Source organism: Pinisolibacter sp. DMC100 (assembly GCF_056313705.1).
The window spans coordinates 1261007-1280724 of the sequence record NZ_JBQUZT010000001.1 but is presented as its reverse complement, the minus strand read 5'-3'; the positions used below and the strand labels follow the sequence as shown (position 1 = coordinate 1280724).

At 70.6% G+C, this 19718-nt stretch carries 16 protein-coding genes; 7 read left to right on the top strand and 9 right to left on the bottom strand.

Translation table 11 applies throughout. The features are described 5' to 3' along the window. Position 1: 1 nt before the first annotated feature. Positions 2-748: a 16S rRNA (uracil(1498)-N(3))-methyltransferase gene (locus ACT541_RS05865; protein WP_476135023.1), complete on the bottom strand. Its 747-nt coding sequence runs from the start codon at positions 746-748 to the stop codon at positions 2-4. Between the two features lie 151 nt (positions 749-899). Between ACT541_RS05865 and xseA the strand changes: the two genes are divergently transcribed. After that, the gene (gene xseA / locus ACT541_RS05860) at positions 900-2372 is read left to right on the top strand and encodes an exodeoxyribonuclease VII large subunit (RefSeq protein ID WP_476136045.1); all 1473 of its coding nucleotides are present in this window, start codon (positions 900-902) and stop codon (positions 2370-2372) included. Between the two features lie 20 nt (positions 2373-2392). Further along, entirely contained in the window at positions 2393-3172 is a 780-nt protein-coding gene (locus ACT541_RS05855) for an SDR family NAD(P)-dependent oxidoreductase (protein ID WP_476135022.1), read from the top strand. Between the two features lie 20 nt (positions 3173-3192). Here the strand turns inward: ACT541_RS05855 and ACT541_RS05850 are convergent, their stop codons facing one another. Continuing rightward, positions 3193-3324, bottom strand: a complete 132-nt coding sequence (locus ACT541_RS05850) for a hypothetical protein (RefSeq protein ID WP_476135021.1) — start codon at positions 3322-3324, stop codon at positions 3193-3195. Between ACT541_RS05850 and ACT541_RS05845 the strand changes: the two genes are divergently transcribed. Next, positions 3308-4168: a universal stress protein gene (locus tag ACT541_RS05845; RefSeq protein ID WP_476135020.1), complete on the top strand. Its 861-nt coding sequence runs from the start codon at positions 3308-3310 to the stop codon at positions 4166-4168. The two genes, ACT541_RS05850 and ACT541_RS05845, sit on opposite strands and share 17 nt — an antisense overlap. A gap of 185 nt (positions 4169-4353) precedes the next feature. Next, positions 4354-7080: a bifunctional acetate--CoA ligase family protein/GNAT family N-acetyltransferase gene (locus tag ACT541_RS05840; protein WP_476135018.1), complete on the top strand. Its 2727-nt coding sequence runs from the start codon at positions 4354-4356 to the stop codon at positions 7078-7080. Here ACT541_RS05840 and ACT541_RS05835 read toward each other — a convergent pair. After that, positions 7074-8693 (bottom strand): bifunctional aminoglycoside phosphotransferase/ATP-binding protein, encoded by a 1620-nt coding sequence (locus ACT541_RS05835; RefSeq protein ID WP_476135016.1) that lies wholly within the window; start codon positions 8691-8693, stop codon positions 7074-7076. The genes ACT541_RS05840 and ACT541_RS05835 overlap by 7 nt on opposite strands. 136 nt (positions 8694-8829) lie before the next feature. On the opposite strand from ACT541_RS05835, the gene ACT541_RS05830 reads away from it, so the two are divergent. From ACT541_RS05830 to ACT541_RS05820, 3 genes are all read left to right on the top strand, one after another. Then, complete coding sequence (locus ACT541_RS05830) at positions 8830-9201, top strand: hypothetical protein (RefSeq protein WP_476135014.1); 372 nt, start codon at positions 8830-8832, stop codon at positions 9199-9201. A 99-nt stretch (positions 9202-9300) separates the two neighbouring features. Further along, positions 9301-10977: a thiamine pyrophosphate-binding protein gene (locus tag ACT541_RS05825; protein WP_476135012.1), complete on the top strand. Its 1677-nt coding sequence runs from the start codon at positions 9301-9303 to the stop codon at positions 10975-10977. Positions 10978-11097: 120 nt separating this feature from the next. Beyond that, positions 11098-12636, top strand: a complete 1539-nt coding sequence (locus tag ACT541_RS05820; RefSeq protein ID WP_476135011.1) for an MDR family MFS transporter — start codon at positions 11098-11100, stop codon at positions 12634-12636. 237 nt (positions 12637-12873) lie between these two features. Here ACT541_RS05820 and ACT541_RS05815 read toward each other — a convergent pair whose 3' ends face one another. The 6 genes from ACT541_RS05815 to ACT541_RS05790 form a co-directional block, all read right to left on the bottom strand. Beyond that, positions 12874-14106, bottom strand: coding sequence for a M20/M25/M40 family metallo-hydrolase (locus ACT541_RS05815; protein ID WP_476135009.1), 1233 nt, complete (start codon positions 14104-14106; stop codon positions 12874-12876). Between the two features lie 28 nt (positions 14107-14134). Then, positions 14135-15436 (bottom strand): guanine deaminase, encoded by a 1302-nt coding sequence (gene guaD, locus ACT541_RS05810; protein WP_476135008.1) that lies wholly within the window; start codon positions 15434-15436, stop codon positions 14135-14137. Further along, positions 15433-16698 (bottom strand): allantoate amidohydrolase, encoded by a 1266-nt coding sequence (locus ACT541_RS05805; protein WP_476135006.1) that lies wholly within the window; start codon positions 16696-16698, stop codon positions 15433-15435. Before ACT541_RS05805 ends, guaD begins: the two co-directional genes overlap by 4 nt. Further along, entirely contained in the window at positions 16695-17207 is a 513-nt protein-coding gene (gene uraD, locus ACT541_RS05800; RefSeq protein WP_476135004.1) for a 2-oxo-4-hydroxy-4-carboxy-5-ureidoimidazoline decarboxylase, read from the bottom strand. Before uraD ends, ACT541_RS05805 begins: the two co-directional genes overlap by 4 nt. A 9-nt stretch (positions 17208-17216) precedes the next feature. After that, positions 17217-18395, bottom strand: a complete 1179-nt coding sequence (locus ACT541_RS05795; RefSeq protein WP_476135002.1) for a urate hydroxylase PuuD — start codon at positions 18393-18395, stop codon at positions 17217-17219. A 253-nt stretch (positions 18396-18648) separates the two neighbouring features. Next, positions 18649-19701, bottom strand: a complete 1053-nt coding sequence (locus tag ACT541_RS05790; RefSeq protein WP_476136043.1) for a BMP family ABC transporter substrate-binding protein — start codon at positions 19699-19701, stop codon at positions 18649-18651. Positions 19702-19718: the final 17 nt, after the last annotated feature.

Here is a 19718-nt window from a genome sequence, read left to right as displayed (position 1 = left end):
ATCACCAATCGCCGAGCACCGCCTGGACGATCGTCAGCGCCGCGACCGCGGCGGTGTCGGCGCGCAGGATGCGGGGCCCGAGGGGGATCGGCGTGACGAAGGGCTTGGAGCGCAGCACCGCGCGCTCTTCCTTGGAGAACCCGCCCTCCGGCCCGATCAGCACCGCCAGCGGGCCGCGCTCGAGGCCCGACAGGATCGCCATCGGGTTGGTCGTCTCTTCGTGCTCGTCGCAGAAGAGGATGCGGCGGCCGGCCTCGTGGACGTGCCAGGTGTCGAGCAGGTGTTCGAGCGCGACGGGTTCCTCGACGCTCGGCAGCGAGATCACGCCGCACTGTTCCGCCGCCTCGACGACGTTCGACTGCATGCGTTCGACGTTGACGCGGCCGACCTGGGTGTGGCGGGTGACGACGGGGCGCAGGCGGCCGACGCCCATCTCCACCGCCTTCTGCACCATGTAGTCGAGCCGGGCGTGTTTCAGCGGCGCGAAGAGCCAGTCGAGATCGGGCCGCGGCGTCTGCGGCCGGGTCTGCTCGACGATCGACAGATGGCAGGCGCGCCGACCGGCCGGCGCCACATGGGCGAGCCATTCACCGTTCTCGCCGTCGAAGACGAGAAGGCGGGCGCCCTCCTCCATGCGCAGCACGTTGAGGAGATAGTTCGCCTGCTCGCGATCGAGATCGATGTCGGCGCCCTCGCGCAGATGGGCGCGGACGAAGAGGCGCTGGAGGCGAAAATCGTAACGGGCCATGGGCTTCGGAATCGCGAGAGGTCGGTCGAACCGTCATACCACGCCACGGGGGACGGCGTCAGGGCGGGCGACGCCGCGGGACGGGGTCGACCCCTGCCTTGACGGCCGCGACCCGCCCGGCCACCCTCGCCGCTCGACATCCCAGAGAGGAATCGCCTTGTCCGAGCCGGTCGCCAACGTCGTCGAATTCTCCGTCTCGGAACTGTCGCAGGCGGTCAAGCGGGCGATCGAGGACGGGTTCGGCTGGGTGCGGCTGCGCGGCGAGGTGTCGGGCTGGCGCGGGGTGCATTCCTCCGGTCACGCCTATTTCTCGCTCAAGGACGCCAACGCCAAGATCGACGCGGTCGTCTGGCGCGGCTCGTTCCAGAAGCTGAAGTTCAAGCCGCAGGAAGGGCTGGAAGTGGTCGCCACCGGGCGGCTCACCACCTTCCCCGGCTCGTCCAAGTACCAGATCGTCATCGAACAGCTCGAGCCCGCCGGCGTCGGCGCGCTGATGGCGCTGCTCGAGGAGCGGCGCAAGCAGTTCGCCGCCGAAGGCCTGTTCGACGCCGCGCGCAAACAGCCGCTGCCGCGTCTGCCGAAGGTGGTCGGCGTCGTCACCTCGCCGACCGGCGCCGTCATCCGCGACATTCTCCACCGCATCTCCGACCGTTTCCCCGTCCACGTCGTGGTCTGGCCGGTGCGTGTCCAGGGCGAGACCTCGGCGCGCGAGGTGGCCGAGGCGATCGCCGGCTTCGACGCGCTGCCCGCCGACGGATCGGGCGCGGTGCCGCGACCCGACGTCGTCATCGTGGCGCGCGGCGGCGGCAGTCTCGAGGATCTGTGGAGCTTCAACGAGGAGATCGTGGTGCGCGCCGTCGCGGCCTGCACGATCCCGCTCGTCTCGGCGATCGGCCACGAGACCGACTGGACGCTGATCGACCTCGTCGCCGACCTGCGCGCGCCGACGCCGACGGGTGCGGCCGAGATGGTGGTGCCGGTCCGAGCGGAACTGCTCGACCAGACCGAGGCGCTGGGGATGCGGCTCGGTCATGCCATCCGCCGCTCGCTCGAACAGCGTCGCGCCGAACTGCGCTCGGCGGCGCGCGCATTGCCCTCGGCGCGGGCGACGCTGGAGACGGCGCGCCAGCGGCTCGACATCGCGAGCGGCAAGCTCGGCCGGGCGCTCGACGCCGCCACCCGCGTCCATGCGACGCGACTGGCGCGGGCCGCCGGGCGGCTGTCGCCGAACCTGGTGACCACGAGGCTGACACGCGAACGCGATCGGCTGGCGCGGGCCGGCGAACGGCTCGACCACGCGACCGCCATCGCCGCGACGCGGCGGCGCGATCGGCTCGACGGACTGTCGAAGCTGCTCTCGGCGCTCTCCTATCACGGGGTTCTGGCGCGCGGCTTCGCCGTGGTGCGCGACGCGGCCGGCCGACCGATGCCGCGCGCGGCGGGGGCGACGGCCGGGGCATCGCTCTCGATCGAATTCGTCGACGGACGGGTCGGCGTCACCGTCGGCGAGGGGGCACCGCCCGCGGCGGTCGAGGCGCCCTCTGCCGCCCCCGCACCGGCCGCACCGGCGCCGCGCGCCAAGCGGCGGCCGGCATCGTCGGGCGATCAGGGATCGCTGTTCTGAACCACCGGAGGGACGACGCCATGGATCTCGGGATCGCCGGCCGCAAGGCCATCGTCTGCGCCGCCTCCAAGGGGCTGGGACGTGCCACCGCGCTGTCGCTCGGCCGCGCCGGGGTCGATCTCGTGATCGTCGCCCGCGGCCGCGAGGCCCTGGAAGCGACCGCCGAGGACATCCGCCGCGAGACCGGCGCGCGCGTCGCGACGCTCGCCGCCGACGTCACCACCAAGGAAGGCCGCGCGGCGATCGTCGCGGCACGGCCCGATGCCGACATCCTGATCAACAATGCCGGCGGCCCGCCGCCCGGCGACTTCCACGACTGGGACGAGGAGACCTGGCACGCCGCGGTCGAGGCCAACATGGTGGCGCCGATCATGCTGACGAAGGCGCTCGTCGACGGCATGGCGGCGCGCGGCTTCGGGCGGATCGTCAACGTCACCTCCGGGGCGGTCAAGGCGCCGATCCCGGTGCTCGGGCTCTCCAACGGCGCACGTTCGGGGCTGACCGGCTTCATGGCCGGGCTCGCCCGGCAGATGGCGGCGAAGGGCGTCGTGATCAACAATCTGCTGCCCGGCCAGTTCGACACCGATCGGCTCGCCGCGACGATGCGAGCGGAGGCCGCGCGCACCGGCGTCTCCGAGGACGAGGCACGGACCAGGGCGCGCGCGGCCATCCCGGCGGGGCGGATCGGCGACCCGGCCGAATTCGGCGAGGTCGCCGCCTTCCTGTGCTCGGTGCAGGCCGGATTCCTCGTCGGACAGAACATTCTTCTGGACGGCGGCAAGTATCCGGGAACGTTCTGATCGAACGATCTTGCGCTCGATCAAAGCCCGACCGAACGTGCCATGCGAAGGTCGAACATCCCCGGCGTGAACCGCCGGTCCGACGCCGCGGTCGGGGCCCCGAATCGCGGCAGGCGAACAACGAAGGAGGCCGCCATGACGATCAGGGACATGCTGGTTCTCGTCGACAACGGCTCGGCCGCGCCCTCGGGCGCGACGCCGCGCCCGCTCGGCCCCGCCCCAGCGGCGGCATTGGAACTCGCCGCGAGGCTCGGCGCCCACGCCACCGGCGTGGCGCTGGCGGTCGATCCGATCGTGCCCGGCTTCGTCGTGGCGCCGCTGCCGGTCGAAGTGATCGAACAGGCCCGCCGTCAGGCGATCGCCGTCGCCGACGAGGCCGCCGCCGCCTTCTCGGCGGAGGCGAAGCGGCTCGGCGTCGGCCACGAGACGCGGATCTCCGAGATCCTGATGGGCGGGGTGCCGGAAGGCTTCGCCGCCGCAGCCCGCACCACCGATCTGGTGGTGATCGGCCAGGACGATCCCGACCATCCCGAGCCGATGCGCGAGGCGATGATCGAGACGGCGCTCTTCGAAGGCGCCGCGCCGATGCTGCTGGTGCCCTACATCGTCAAGGCGCCGCTGTCGTTCGACCGGGTGATGATCGGCTGGGACGGCGGACGCACCGCGGCGCGCGCGGTCCATGCCGCGCTGCCGATCCTGAAGCTCGCCAAGAAGATCTCGGTCGTGATGATCGACCGGGCCGGATCGCAGCCGGGACAGCCCGGCGCCGATCTCGCCGAATGGCTGGCGCGCCACGATCTGAAGATCGACGTCGAGCAGATCGAGGCGGGCGACGTCGCCGTCGCCGACGCGCTGCTCGATCACGCCGCCGACCGGTCGTTCGACGTGCTGGTGATGGGCGGATACGGGCACAGCCGGGTCAGGGAGTTCCTGCTCGGCGGCGCCACCCGCGGCATTCTCGCCTCCATGACCCTGCCGGTCCTGATGGCGCACTGAACGACCACGCCCCGTCGAAGGAGACGGTGGGGCGACGGTCGACGAGACGCGGCGAGACGGCGCAAGACCGCCCGCCGCGGCGGACTCGAGGGAGGAGACGCTCGGGTCGAGGCGAACCCGCAACCCGACGCGTGCCCATTCCGAGGAATGGCCGCGTCCCGCTGCCGCGCATCCCGAGGAATTTCATGGCCATTCGCAATCTCGACGGCATCTTCCAACCCCGATCGATCGTGATCATCGGACCGGAGCACATCGGGGCGGGGGCGCTCGACGTGTTCTTCCGCAACTTCCTGCGCGCCGGCTTCAAGGGCCGGACGACGCTGGCCGGCATCACGCCACCGGCCGACTGGAAGGGCGACGTCGTCGCCTCCTTCGCCGACTTCCAGGGTGCGGCCGACCTCGCGGTCGTGCTGTCGGGGGCCGACAGCGCGCTGAACGTGGTCGAGGCGCTGGGGGCGCGCGGCATGAAGGCGGCGCTGTTCCTGTCGCGCGGCTACGACGAATGGCCCTTCGGCGTCACCCGCCAGGTGCTGGCGGCGGCGCGCGCCCATGGCATCCGTCTGGTCGGGCCGGGCAGCCTCGGCGTCGTCAGCCCGCATGCCGGGCTCGACCTGTCGCTCGCCGCGCGTGCGGTGAAGAAGGGCGAGCTGGCGCTGGTGTCGCGCTCGGGCGCGGTGATCAACTCGACGCTCGCCTGGGCCGAGGCCAACGGTATCGGCTTCTCCTCGGTCGTCTCGCTCGGCCAGAAGGTCGACGTCGACATCGGCGACCTGCTCGACCACTTCTGCGCCGACTATCGCACCCGCGCCGTTCTGGTGCAGCTCGAGGCGATCTGGTCGCCCTCGAAGTTCCTGTCGGCGGCGCGTGCCTGCGCCCGCACCAAGCCAGTGATCGTCATCCGCTCGGGCACCAGCCGCGACAACCGGATGGTCGGCAACACCCATTCGACCCGGCTCGCCACCACCGACTGGGTCTACGACGCCGCCTTCCGCCGCGCCGGGCTGGTGCGCGTCGACAGTATCGACGAGCTGTTCGACGCCGCCGAGACCATCACCCGGGTCAAGCCGGTGCCCTGCCGCAAGGTGGCGGTGATCGCCAACGGCCGCAGCCTCGCCACCATCGCCATCGACCATCTCGCCAAGAACGGCGGCGAGCTCGCCGCCTTCTCGCCCGAGACCGTCGAGGCGCTGTCGCCGCTCGTCCGGCTCGGCCGCGAGGCGGGCAACCCGCTGACGCTGCCCGACGACGCCGATGCCGAGACCTTCGGCAAGGCGATCGAGGCGGTCGTCGTCGACCCGGCGGTCGAATCCGTCATGGTGCTGCATGCGCCGTCGGTCTTCGTCGACGCCACCGAGGTCGCCAAGCGCATCGCCGGGATCGCCCAGGCGCAGGCCAAGAAGATCGGCCGCAAACGGCCGATCACCACCTCGTTCCTCGACCTCACCGAGGAGGCCGACGCCATCCTCCATGCCGCCGGCGTGCCCTTGCACCCGACGCCGGAGGAGGCGGTGCGCTCCTTCGGCCATCTGGTGCGCTACATCCAGGCGCAGGAACGGCTGATGGCGATCCCCGAGCGCCTGCCGGAGAGCTACCAGCCGCGCCGCGACGTGGGCCGCGCGGTCGTCGAGGCGGCGCTGGCGGAGGGCCGCGAGTGGCTGTCGCCGGTGCAGGTGCGCGATCTGCTCGCCGCCTACGACATCCCGGTTCTGCCGACGGTGCTCGCCCCGGACGCGGCGGCGGCGGTGGCGGCGGCACGGCCGCATCTCGCCGAAGGCAAGCGCGTCGTCCTGAAGATCGCGTCACGCGAGATCGCCTTCAAGTCGGACGTCGACGGCGTCAAGCTCGGCCTGCGCTCGGAGGCCCAGGTCGAGGCCGCCGCGGTGGAGATGATCGAGCGCATCCGCGCCCGCTTCCCCGACAAGCATGTCGACGGCGTCATCGTCATGCCGATGGTCGAGAAGCGCTTCGGCATCGAGCTCCTCGCCGGCATCGCCGACGACTTCGTCTTCGGACCGGTGGTGGTGTTCGGTCAGGGCGGCACCTCGGTCGAGGTGGTGGGCGACCGCGCGCTCGACCTCGTGCCGCTCGACATGAACCTCGCCACGGCGCTGATCGCCGAGACCCGCGTCTCCAGGCTGATGGCGGGCTATCGCAACCGGCCGCCGGTCGACGGCCACGAGGTGGCGCTGACGCTGTGCAAGCTGTCGCGGCTGGCGATCCATCTGCCGGAGATCCGCGAACTCGACCTCAATCCCCTCGTCGCCGACCACGAGGGCGTCATCGTCCTCGACGCGCGGGTCCGGATCCAGCCGATCGTCGAGCGCACCGGCAAGATCGGCCATCCCCGTCTCGCCATCCGCCCCTATCCGAAGGAATGGGAGCGCGAGACGCAGCTGAAGGACGGCCGTGCCGTGCTGATGCGACCGATCCGGCCGGAGGACGAGGCGCTCTATCCGGAGTTCTTCACCGAGGTGACGCCGGAGGATCTGCGCCTCAGGTTCTTCGCACCGATCAAGGACTTCTCCCACGCGTTCCTCGCCAAGCTGACACAGCTCGACTACGACCGCGCCATCGCCTTCGCGGCGATCGAGAAGCAGTCGGGCAAGCTGCTGGGCGCCGTCCGGCTCCATGCCGACCCCGACCACATCACCGGCGAATACGCCATCCTGCTGCGCTCCAACCTCAAGGGTCAGGGGCTCGGCTGGAAGCTGATGAAGCTGATGATCGAATGGGCCAAGGCCGACGGCCTGTCGGCGGTGAAGGGCGAGATCCTGCGCGAGAACCGCACCATGATCTCGATGTGCGAGGCGCTCGGCTTCAAGGTCCAGTCCTCGCCCGACGACGAATCGGTGGCGCTCGTCACCCTGCCGATCGACAAGGTCGACGACCCGGCGGCACTGCCGGGTCAGTGATCGCGCGCCGCTCGTGCGCGAGCGAGGGCTTCCCGTGCGGCGGCCTGCGTCTCCTCGGGGGTGCCGCCGGCGGGGACGCGGTACCAGTCGATGGCGCCGGGATCGAGTGTCGTCTGGAAGGCGACCACCGCGGCATCGGCGTCCGAGGCGTCGCCGACGCGGGCGCCGACGCGGGTCGCGGCGATCGCCGGATCGACGTCGAGCCAGAGGCCGACGAAATCGGCCTCGGCCGCCTCGGCGATGGCGGCGAAGCGCGAACGCTCCTCCGGATGCAGCGCCACGGCGTCGGTGACGACCGAGCGGCCGGCGGCGAGCGCGGCGGCGGCGGCGGCGACCAGCAGACGATAGACGCGATCGGAGGCGGCGCGGGTGTAGAACTCCGGCCCCAGCCGCTCGGTCTCGTCGACGCCGGCGAGGATCTTGCGGATCTCGTCGGTGCGCAGCAGCAGCGCGCCGGGCGAGGGCGCGAAGTCGGGGGCGAGCGCCCGGGCGAGCGTCGACTTGCCCGCCCCGGAGAGCCCGCCGAGCGCCACCAGACAGGGCCGCGCCGGCTCGACGTAGTCACAGGCGGCGGCGAAGAAGCGACGGGCCGAGGCCTCGGCCTCCGCCCGCGCGGCGCCTTGCAGATGGGTCGACGTGGCGGCGGCGATCTTGGCGCGCAGCGACGCACGCATCGACAGCCAGGACGGCAGGGCGGAGAGCGCCCGGACCTCCGGCAGGAAGATCTCCTCGAGGTCGGCGAAGCGCGGTCGCATGCTCTCGTGGCGCACCACCTCGACCAGCCAGCGGTCGAGCAGGCGGCGGGCGGCGGGGCGATCGCCGCGCACCTCGAGATCCATGATCAGGAAGGCGACGTCGTAGAGCATGTCGCCGGTGGCGATGGCGTCGTCGAACTCGATCGCGTCGAAGAGCTGGGCGCGGCCGTCGATCACCGCGATGTTGGCGCAGTGCAGGTCGCCGTGGCCGATGCGGATGCGGCCGAGGCGACCGCGTTCGATCACCAGATCGGCGACGTCGGCGAGCCGTTCCTCCGCGAGCCGGGCGAGGCGCTCGGCCGCCGCCGGCGGGAAGAGGTCCGGGCGATCGGCGAAGGCGGCGCGGTTCTGCGCGAGATAGCCGCGCACGTCGTCGAGCCATGCCTCTGCGTCGCGCAAGGTCGCGCGGGCCTGGGCCTCGGCGATCTCGGCGGCGAGCGCCTCGACGAAGTCGCGCGAGAGCGGTTCGCGGCCGACGACGCGGTCGAGCGTCGCGGTCTCGTCGAAGCGGTTCATCTCGACCGCCCATTCGACCGGCTCGCCGGCCCCGCCGATGGCGAGCGATCCGTCGGCCTGCCGCGTGATCGGCACGACGCGGCGATAGATCGTCGGGGCGATCGGCCGGTCGACGTCGATCTCGCGGCGGCAGGCGCGCTGCCTCAGCGCCAGCGTCGAGAAGTCGAGGAAGGGGAAGCGTGCCGGGCGCTTGATCTTGTAGGCGAGCGGGCCGGCGAGAAAGACCACCGCGGCATGGGTGTCGATGCGCACCACCGCGTCGTCGCGCCCGTGAGTCGCGGGATCGGCGAGGAAGGCGGCGACCTTCTCCCAGGTCTCGAGATCGGTATCGGTCGGCGCCATCGCGGTCGGTCCTTCACGGGCTCCGTCCCTGCCCCATCTCCCACCGACAGGGTGGCCGCGTCGTTGATGGAGGTCAATGTCGTTCGGCGCGAAGCCGAGATAGATTTCAACGTGTTGCCGGGGAGGACCGCAGACGATGCCCGCGCTGAAGAAGATCCGCCTGAATCTCGCCCGCACCAAGGCCCATCCGGCCGGATCGGCGCGGCACGGCTACGAGTTCGTGGCGCCCCTCGACGAGACCGGCCACATCGACGCCGAAGCCTGGAAGAAGGTGCGCGACAAGTGCCGCGTCCGCCGCTTCTGGGGCGACGAGGCCGAGGATCTCGGCCATCTCGTCCATCGGCCGGGCGGCAGCTGGGCCTTCCGTTGGGACATCACCGGCGACGACGACGACGAGGCCGGCTATCGCTTCGGGGCGCATGCCTTCGGCGTCGGCGAATACGTCTCGATCCGCGACGAGGACGGCGAGCTCAACACCTTCACCGTCGTCACCGTCCTGCCGGTATGATGCCTCCCGCACCGGCCGCATGGCGGCTCGGCGCATCCCCCCTTCAAAGGCGGGCGCGGGCGTGAGATGACCGTTTCCGAGAACAATCGGGAGCGGAACATGACGATCGAGAAGAGCGGAGCGCGGTTGCTGGTCGACACCCTCGAGGCCAACGGCGTCGAACGGGTCTTCCTCGTGCCCGGTGAGAGCTATCTCGCCGTCATCGACGCGTTGTCCGAGAGCCCGATCGTCACCGTCACCGCGCGCCAGGAATCGGGCGCCGCCTTCATGGCGGAGGCGACCGGCAAACTCACCGGCCGCCCCGGCATCGCCATGGTGACGCGGGCGCCGGGCGCCACCAACGCCTTCGCCGGCCTCCATGTCGCCGAACACGATTCGACGCCGATGATCCTCTTCGTCGGCCAGATCGAGCGCTCGTTCCGCGAGCGCGGCGCCTTCCAGGAGATGGACTTCCGCAAGGTCTTCGGCTCGGTCGCCAAGTGGGTGGCCGAGATCGACGGGCCCGATCGCGTGGTCGAGATGGTCAACCGCGCCTTCGCGGTGGCGACGAACGGGCGGCCGGGGCCGGTCGTGCTGGTCCTGCCCGAGGACATGCTGGTGGAGACAGCCGCGGCTCCCGCCGAGATCCGCCCCGCGCAGATCGTCGAGACCCATCCGGGTGCTGCGCAGATGTGGGACCTGCAGAAGCGGCTGTGGGCGGCGAAGAAGCCGCTCGCCATTCTCGGCGGCTCGCGCTGGAGCGAGAAGGCGGTCCGCCAGTTCGCCCGCTTCGCCGAGAAGTTCGACCTGCCGGTCGCCTGTTCCTTCCGCCGTCAGATGCTGTTCGATCACGCCGATCCGCACTACGTCGGCGACATCGGCTTCGGCATCAACCCGGCGCTCGACGCGCGCATCCGCGAGGCCGACCTGATCCTGATGGTCGGCGGCCGCTTCCAGGAAGTGCCGAGCCAGAGCTACGCGCTGCTCGACGTGCCCTTCCCGAAGCAGAGCCTCGTCCATGTCCATGCCAGCGCCGAGGAGCTCGGCCGGGTCTATCGGCCGGATCTGGCGATCCATGCCTCGAGCGCGGCCTTCGCCGCTGCCGCCGAAGGTCTCGAGCCGCCGCCGGCCGGCGTCGCCTGGGCCGACTGGCGCGCCGCGGGGCGGGCCGACTGGGAGGCCTGGACCGGCACGATCGCGCCCAATCCGGGCGCGGTGCAGCTCGCGGCGGTGTGGGAGCACATGCGCGCCGTCCTGCCCGACGACGCGATCTTCACCAACGGTGCCGGCAACTACGCGATCTGGCTGCATCGCTTCTGGCGCTTCCGCAAGTTCGGCACCCAGGCGGCGCCCTGCTCCGGCTCGATGGGCTACGGCCTTCCCGGCGGCATCGGCGCCAAGCTCGTCCATCCCGACCGGCCGGTGATCGTCTGCGCCGGCGACGGCGACTTCCAGATGACCTCTCAGGAGTTCGCCACCGCCTGCCAGTTCGGCGTCGCGGTCGTGGTGATCGTCTTCGACAACGGCATCTGGGGCACGATCCGCATGCACCAGGAGCGCGAGTTCCCCGCTCGCGTCCATGCGACGAAGCTGGTGAACCCCGACTTCGCGGCGATCGCGAAGGCACACGGCGCATACGGTGCGACGGTGACGACGTCGGAGGGCTTCGGCCCGGCCTTCGACGCGGCGTTGGCCTCCGGCGGGCCGGCGCTGATCCACGTCCATCTCGATCCGGAAGCCATTACCCCGCGCACGACGCTCGCCAAGATCCGGGCTGCGGCGCAGACGCAGGGCTGAGGCGGCGGCGCGGTCACTTGCGAGTGATCCCGGCGGGATCGATCTCGACATCGGCCGCGGGCGCCCGCAGGGTCGCCGCCGCGATGCGGCGCGCGGGCGCGCGAGACGGGAGACTTGCGGTTGGCAGACGGGACGACGACGAACGAGCGGGACGCGGCGAGCGAGGCCCCGACGACGGCGACCGCGCCGCGGCTGGCGCTGGTGCTGTCGGGGGCGCTGCTGACGATGATCCTGGCGGCGCTCGACCAGAACATCGTCAACACCGCTCTGCCGCGCATCGTCGGCGATCTCGGCGGCATGGCCCATCTGTCGTGGGTCGTCACCGCCTTCATGCTGACCTCGACCGCCACGACGACGCTCTACGGCAAGCTCTCCGACCTGTTCGGCCGGCGCCTGCTGATCTTCGTCGCCGTCGGCCTCTTCCTCGCCGGGTCGCTCGCCTGCGGTTCGGCAGGCTCGATGGGGGCGCTGATCGCCTTCCGGGCGCTGCAGGGGCTCGGCGCCGGCGGCCTCCTGGTGCTGGCCCAGTCGGTGATCGGCGACGTCATCTCGCCGCGCGAGCGGCCGCGCTATCAGGGGCTCTTCACCGGCACCTTCGCGCTCGCCTCCGTCGCCGGGCCGGTGCTCGGTGGCGCCATCACCCAGATGTTCTCGTGGCGCTGGGTCTTCTACATCAACCTGCCGATCGGCCTGCTGGCGCTCGTGATGATCGCCGTCTCGCTGCCGCGCTCGCCGCGGCGCGAGACGATGCCGATCGACTGGATCGGCGCGGCGCTGCTGACAGGCGCGACCGCGAGCTTCCTGCTGCTGCTCGCCTGGGGCGGCAACGAATTCGCCTGGATGTCGTGGCCGGCGGCGGGGCTCCTCGGCCTGACGGTGCTGCTCGCGGTCGGATTCCTCGCGCAGGAGCGGCGCGCCGACGATCCGCTGATCCGCCTGACGCTCTTTGCCAACGTCGTCTTCCGCCGCGGCGTGATCGTCGGCGGCATGATGGTCTTCGCCATGATGGGCTCGACCGTCTTCCTGCCGCTCTATTTCCAGCTGGTGCTCGGCATGGCGCCGGCGACCGCCGGGGCGATGCTGCTGCCGCAGGTCGTCGGCATGGTCACGACCTCCTTCGTCGGCGGCACGCTGGTGTCGAAGAGCGGGCGGAACCGGCCGTTCCTGCTGACGGGCATCGGGCTCGAGGCGGTGGCGCTGGCGAGCCTCGCGGTCTTCGCCTGGATGGGCGCGCCGCCGATGGTGTTCCTCGTATCGATGGCGCTGCTCGGCCTCGGCATGGGCATGGGCATGCCCAACATCACGGTCGCGGTGCAGAACGCCGTCGCCCATCGCGAACTGGGAGCGGCGACCGGCGCCATGACCTTCGCCCGCTCGCTCGGCGGTGCGCTCGGGGTGGCGACCTCCGGCACGATCATGACGCAGAGCCTTTCCGGCGCCTTCGGCCACATCGGCGGCATCGACGTCGCCGATCTGACGGCACACGGCGTCGAGGCGCTGGCGCGCTTCACGCCGGTGCAGCAGGCGATGGTGTCGGACGTCTATCGCGGCGCGCTGACCGGCTGCTTCCTGCTCTCCGGCGTGGTCATGACCATCGCCTTCGTGCTGGTGTGGGGCCTCCCCGACACGCTGCTGCGCGACGCGATCTCGGAGGAGTGAGCGCAGGCGGCCGGGCCGTACACCGTGTGCGTGGCATTTGGCCGTGCGCGATGCTTCGAGACGGGCCGCCGTCGGCAGCCCTCCTCAGCATGAGGCGCTTTTCATATTCGATACAACCACATGGGCCTCATGCTGAGGAGCGCCGAAGGCGCGTCTCGAAGCATCGCGCACCGTCATGCAAAACGCCGAGGCCCCCTCGCGGGGGGCCTCGTTCGTCTCGTCATCGATGAACCGGCCTCACGCCAGCAGATCGGCCAGCGCCAGCGCCACCACCTTGGTCGCCTTGCGCAGGTCTTCCAGCGGCAGGCGCTCGTCGGCGCGGTGGGCGTTGGCCTCGGTGATGGTGCGCGGGCCGGCGCCGTAGAGGACGATCGGCACGCCGGCATCGGAATAGTGGCGGGCGTCGGTGTAGAGCGGCACGCCCTTCACCCCGATCTCCTCGCCGAAGATCGCCGTCGCGTGCCTCGTCAGCGCCGCCGAGAGCGTCTCGGAACCGGCGAGCGGGGTCAGCGGGCGGGCGAGCAGGATGCGGTTGATCGTGACGCGGGCGCCGGGCACCGCCGTCACGGCCTGGGCGATCAGCGCGCGCAGGCCTTCCTCGACGGTCTCGGCATTCTCCTCCGGGATCATGCGGCGATCGAGGCGGAGCTTCACCTTGTCGGGGACGACGTTGGTGTTGATGCCGCCCTCGATCAGACCGACCGTCAGCTGCGGGCTGCCGATGCCGGGCGTCGCCGAGACGGTCGAAGCCAGCGTCTCGCGGTGGGCGTAGAGCGCCACCAGCACGCCGGTCGCGGCCTCCAGCGCATCGACGCCGGTGAAGGGCATCGCCGCATGGGCGGATTTGCCCTCGACGACGACCTCGAGATGGAGACAGCCGTTGTGGGCGTCGACCACGGCATAGGAGAAGCCGGCGGCGATCGCATGAGTCGGCTTGGAGAGGCCTTCGTCGAGCAGCCACTTCGGGCCGATCTCGCCGCCGGCCTCCTCGTCCCAGGTGCCGTGGATCTCGAGCGTGCCGTTCAGCGCGACGCCGGCCTTCTCGAGCGCCAGAAGCGCGAAGGCATAGGTGGCGAAGTCGCACTTCGACACGGCGACGCCGCGGCCGTACATCCAGCCGTCGCGGATCTCGGCGCCGTAGGGGTCGGCGGTCCAGCCCTCGCCCGGCGGCACGACGTCGCCGTGGGCGTTGAGCGCGATCACCGGGCCGCCCTTGCCGAAGGTCTTGGCGGCAATGATGTTGGTCGCCGAGATCATGCCGTTGGCCTTCACCAGCGCCTCGGGCACCGGGTGACGCGAAACCGCGAAGCCGCGGGCCTCGAGTTCCTTCGCCGTCACCTCGGCATGGGGGGCGCAGTCGCCGGGCGGGTTGTCGGAGGGGCATTTCACCAGCGCCGCCACCATGGCGACCTCGTCGTCGAAGGCCTCGTCGACGAGAGCGGAGATACGGGCGGCAAGATCGGCGGTCATGGGTCTGTCCGGTGTTCTGGGCGGGTGATCAGGGCTTGGAATGGAGCCTGCGGCCGGCGACGCGGGTCTCGCGCACGCAGCGGTCGTCGGCGAGGATGGCGAGGGCGAAGAGCCGGTCCTCGAGCGTCTCGGAAAGGTCGTCGCGGGCGGCGAGCAGGTCGGTCGCGCGCGGATCGAGCACCACGAAGTCGGCGAAACGGCCCGGCTCCAGCGAGCCGATCTCGGCCTCGAGGCCGAGGGCGCGGGCATTGCCGAGCGTCGCCCAGTAGAAGCCTTCGGTCGCCGTCATGTCGGATCCGCGCAGCCGCGCGATCTCGATCGCCCGGCCGATGGTCGCCGGCATCGAGAAGGACGTGCCGCCGCCGATGTCGGTGGCGAGCGCCAGACGCACCGGACGGTCGGGGTTGGCGAGCCCGGCACGGTCGAAGAGGCCGGAGCCGAGGAAGAGGTTCGAGGTCGGGCAATGGACCGCGACCGAACCGCTCTCCGACAACCGCCGCCGCTCCGTCTCGTCGAGGTGGATGGCATGGCCGAAGAGCGAGCGGGGGCCGAGGAGGCCGAAACGGTCGTAGACGTCGGTGTAGCTCGCGGCCTTGGGGAAGAGCGCGCGGACGGTCTCGATCTCGCGCGGGCTCTCGGAGAGATGCGTCTGCATCAGCACCGTCGGGTTGGCGCGGACGAGTTCGCCGGCGAGCCTGAGCTGCGTCTCGGTCGAGGTGATGGCGAAGCGCGGCGTGACGACGTATCGCGCACGGCCGCGGTCGTGCCACTGGGCGATCAGCGCGGCGCTCTCGGAAAAGCCCCGCTCCGGATCGTCGCGCACGGCTTCCGGGCAGGCGCGATCCATCAGCGTCTTGCCGGTGGCAATCCCCATGCCGCGCGTCTCGGCCGCGGCGAAGAGCGCGTCGGCGGCGACCGCGTGGGACGAGGAATAGGCGACGGCGAAAGTCGTGCCGTGGGCGACGAGGCGATCGAGAAAGGCTTCGGCCGAGGCTTCCGCATGCATGCGGTCGGCATATCGCGCCTCTTCCACGAAGGTGAAGCGCTCGAGCCATTCGAGCAGATCGCGCCCCGGGGCGGCGAGCATCCGCCACTGCGGGAAATGCACGTGGGTGTCGATGAAGCCCGGCATCAGGATCGCCGCGCCGTGGTCGACGCGGGCCGCGCCGCGATGGCCGCCGGGCAGATCCGCCGCCTCGCCGACCCAGGCGATGCGGCCGTCGTCGCCGACGATCACCGCGCCGCGTTCGTGGAAGCGCACGGCGGCGGGGCCGGCGACCGCCGGATCGTCGACGAAGGAGAGGACGCGGGCGAGATGGATCTCGGTCATGCCGCGCGCTCCTTCTCGGCCAGATCGAGGATGGTGCGCGTCAGCGCCTCGATGCCGAGGCCGATGTCCTCGGGGTCGGACCATTCCAGCGGATTGTGGCTGATGCCGGCCTTCGATCGCACGAAGAGCATGGCCGAGGGGATGGTCCGCGCCATCGCCATGGCGTCGTGGCCGGCACCCGAGGGCAGACGGCGGACGTCGAGACCGAGCGAGGCGACCGATCGGGCGAAGGCCGCCTGCAGATCCTCGTCCATCGGGCAGGTCGGCACGTCGACGTGGCGCTCGAGCGTGAAGCCGAGACCGCGGCGTTTGGTGATGCGCTCGGCCTCGTGGCGGATGCGGTCGAGGGCGACGAGGCGCGACGTGTCGACCGCGGCGCGGACGTCGAGGCTCGCCTCGACCCGGCCGGGCACGACGTTGCCGGCACCGGGATGGACGGCCACCCGGCCGATGGTGGCGACGAGATCGTTGGTGCCCTGGCGGCCGACGCGTTCGACCGTCAGGGCGATCTCGGCGAGGCCGGCGAAGGCGTCGCGGCGCAGGTCCATCGGCACGGTGCCGGCGTGGCCGGCCATGCCCTCGAGCCGCATCACCATGCGGGTCTGGCCGGCGATCGAGGTGACGACGCCGAGCGGCAGGCCCCAGTGTTCGAGGCGCGGGCCCTGTTCGATGTGGATCTCGAGGAAGCCGATCGCGGTCGCGGGATCGATCCGCGCCGCTTCGATCGCGTTCGTGTCGCAGCCGAAGGCGGTGAGCGCCTCGGCGAGGCTGACGCCGTCGCGGTCCTTCACCTCGAGCCATTCGCGGCGATAGGTGCCGGTCGCCGCCGAGGACGACGACAGCGGCGAAGGAAAGCGCACACCCTCCTCGTCGCCGAAGGCGAGGATCTCGACGTCGAAGGGAAGCGAGAGACCGCGGCGGGCGATCTCTTCCAGCGCCAGGATGCCGCCGACGACGCCGAGGCAGCCGTCGAGCTTGCCGGCGTCGACCACCGTGTCGATGTGGGAGCCGATCAGCAGTATCCGCCCCCGTCCGGGCGCATCGGCGGTGCGGCGACCGCGTAAGGTGGCGACGGCGTCGACCGAGGTCGCGAGGCCGCGGTCGCGCATCCAGCCGCCGACGAGGTCGATCGAACGGGCGTGCGACGGCGAGAGATAGGTGCGGGTGACGCGGCCGGGCTCCTCGGTGACGAGGGCGAGCTCGTCGAGGAGGGCTTGCGCGAGGTGGCCGAGTTCGGCGGGCGAGCGGGGGACTTCGGTCACGGTTCGACGCGATCCTCGAGGCGGAAACGAACGATGCGGGCTATCTGGCGGATCGCCTCGGCGGTTTCGACGGCCGGCTCGTTCGGCAGACGTGCCTCGAAGGCATCGAGGATCGTCGCCTTGGTGGCGCCCTTCACCGCGAGGATGAAGGGGAAGCCGAACTTGGCGCGCCAGGTGTCGTTGAGCCGGGTAAATCGTTCGAACTCGACCTCCGTCAAGGTATCGAGCCCGGCGCCGGCCTGTTCCTTCTTCGACTCGTCCGCCATGGTGCCGGCCCGCGCCGCCCGGCCCGCGAGGTCGGGATGGGCGCGGATCAGCGCCAGCTGCGCGTCGAGCGAGGCCGCGGTGATCGCCGTGACGAAGGCGGAGATCATCGCCTCGCGGCTCGCATAGGGCCGCACCGCCGCGGCGGTCTCGGCGACCCAGGGCGAATGCTCGGCGACGTCGCCGAACAGCGCGACGAAGTCGGCCGGGCCGAGGGCGTTCACCGTGGCGAGCGTCGTTGCCATGGGCATTCCTCAGTGGGCGGCGAGCCAGGCGCCGAGCCGGGCGCGATCTTCGGGCGTGAAGCCGGTCTCGTTGCCGAGCGGCATGGCGTCGGTATCGACGGCCTGCGTCTTCACCAGAGGCGCGAAGCGCAGGATCTCCTCGACCGACCGCAGGGTGACACCCTTCGGCGGTTCGGAGAAGGCCTCGTGGGTCGGCTTCGGCGAATGGCACATGGTGCAGTGCTTCGCCGTCAGCGCGACGATCTCGGCATCGGTCACGGAGCCGCCGACGACGGTCGCGGCCTTGGGCGCGGTCAGGATCAGCGCCGCGATCAGGCCGACGGCGGCGACGCCCGGCGCCCACAGGATCTTCGCCAGCGGATCGCCCGCCTCGTGACGGACGATGAAGTGGCGGATCGGGCCGCCGACCACCAGGATCAGCGCGGCGAGCAGCCAGGACTGCGGGTGGTTCGACAGGATCGGATAGTGGTTCGACACCATCATCAGCAGCACCGGCAGCGTCAGATAGGTGTTGTGGACCGAGCGCTGCTTGGCGACGGCGCCGAGGCGTCCGTCAGGCGTCTCGCCGGCCATCAGCTGGCCGACCATCTTCCTCTGGTTCGGAATGATCACGCGGAAGACGTTGGCCGCCATGATCGTGCCGACGAAGGCGCCGACATGGAGGAAGGCGCCGCGACCGGAGAAGACGTGGGTGAAGACGAAGGCGGCGCCGACGATCAGGGCGAAGACCACCGCGGCGAGCGGCAGCGTGGTGCGGCCGAGGGCCGAACGGCAGATCGCGTCATAGGTGAACCAGCCGCCGGCGAGCATGCCGATCGACAGCGCGATCGCCTGCCACGGCTCGAGCGGCAGCACCTTCGGGTCGATCATGTAGGCGCGGGCGTTGAGCCAATACTGCACCGCCATCAGGACGATGCCCGAGACGAAGGTCAGATAGGCGTCCCACTTGTACCACTTGAGGTCTTCGGGCAGCCGCTCGGGCGCCACGACGTATTTGTCGACGTGATAGAAACCGCCGCCGTGGACCAGCCAAGCGGTGCCGTAGACGTCGGAGGGCGTCTTCGGATCCTTGCGGAAGGACACGTCGAGGGCGATGAAGAAGAAGGACGTCCCGATCCAGCCGATGCCGACGATCAGGTGGAACCAGCGCGTCAGGATGTTCATCCAGTCGGCGGCATAGGCGAGCATCGCATGTCCCTCGTTGGCTCGAGAACCGATCGGCGACGCCCCATCGCCGATCCGGACACGTTAGCGCGGCGCGATATTGTATACAATCACCGGCATGCGACTCCGGTCGCCGAAAATGCACGAATGAAAGGCACGCCTCATCGGACGGCACGGGCGCGCGGCGGGAAACGGCCGGCCCGAGCGCCGTGCCGCCCGCAGGCGACACGGCGAAGGTGAGCCGCGCCCCGGCGACCCGGGACGCGGCGGTCGGGGATCAGCCCGGCAGCTTGTCGTCGATGCCCTTGACGTACCAGTTCATGCCGAGGATGGCGCCGTCGTCGAGGTTCTCGACCACCGTGCCGTCCTGCTTGGTGATCTTGCCACCGAAGGGCTTGATCGAACCGTCCTTGATGCCGGCCATGGTCTTCTCGGCCATCGCCTTGACGTCGTCGGGGACGTTGACGATCGGCGGCAGGACGACCATGCCCTTGGCCATGCCGTCCCAGACGTCGGTGGACTTCCAGGTGCCGGCGAGGACCTGCTTGACCTGGTCGACGTAGTAGCCGTCCCAGTCGTCGGTGATGGCGGTGATCTGCGCCTTGGGGGCGAACTTGGCCATGTCGGAGGACTGACCGAAGCCGAGGATGCCCTTTTCCTGCGCGACCTGGAGCGGCGCGGTGGAATCGGTGTGCTGGGTCAGGATGTCGGCGCCCTGGCCGATCAGCACCTTGGCGGCGTCGGCTTCCTTGCCCGGATCGTACCAGGAGTTCACCCACACGATCTTGACCTTGACGTTCGGGTTCACCGACTGGGCGCCGAGCATGAAGGCGTTGATGCCGGAGACCACTTCCGGGATCGGGAAGGAGACGATGTAGCCGATGGTGTTCGACTTGGTCATCTTGCCGGCGATCTGGCCGATGACGTAGCGGCCTTCGTAGAAGCGGGCCGAGAAGGTCGAGACGTTGTCGGCACGCTTGTAGCCGGTGGCGTGGACGAACTTGATGTTCGGGAACTTCTTGGCGACCTTGATGGTCGGGTCCATGAAGCCGAAGGACGTCGTGAAGATGATCTGGTTGCCGTCGCGGGCGAGACGCTCGATGGCGCGCTCGGCGTCCGGGCCTTCCGGCACGTTCTCGACGTAGGAGGTCACGACCTTGTCGCCGAGCGCCTTCTCGACCGCCTTGCGGCCCTGGTCGTGCTGATAGGAGTAGCCGAAGTCGCCGACCGGGCCGACGTAGACCCAGGCGGCCTTCAGCTTGTCGGCGGCGCGGGCGTCGCCGGCCTTGCCGGCCACCACGGCCACCGAGCCGAGAAGGGCGGCCTTCATCGCGTCACGACGAGTGA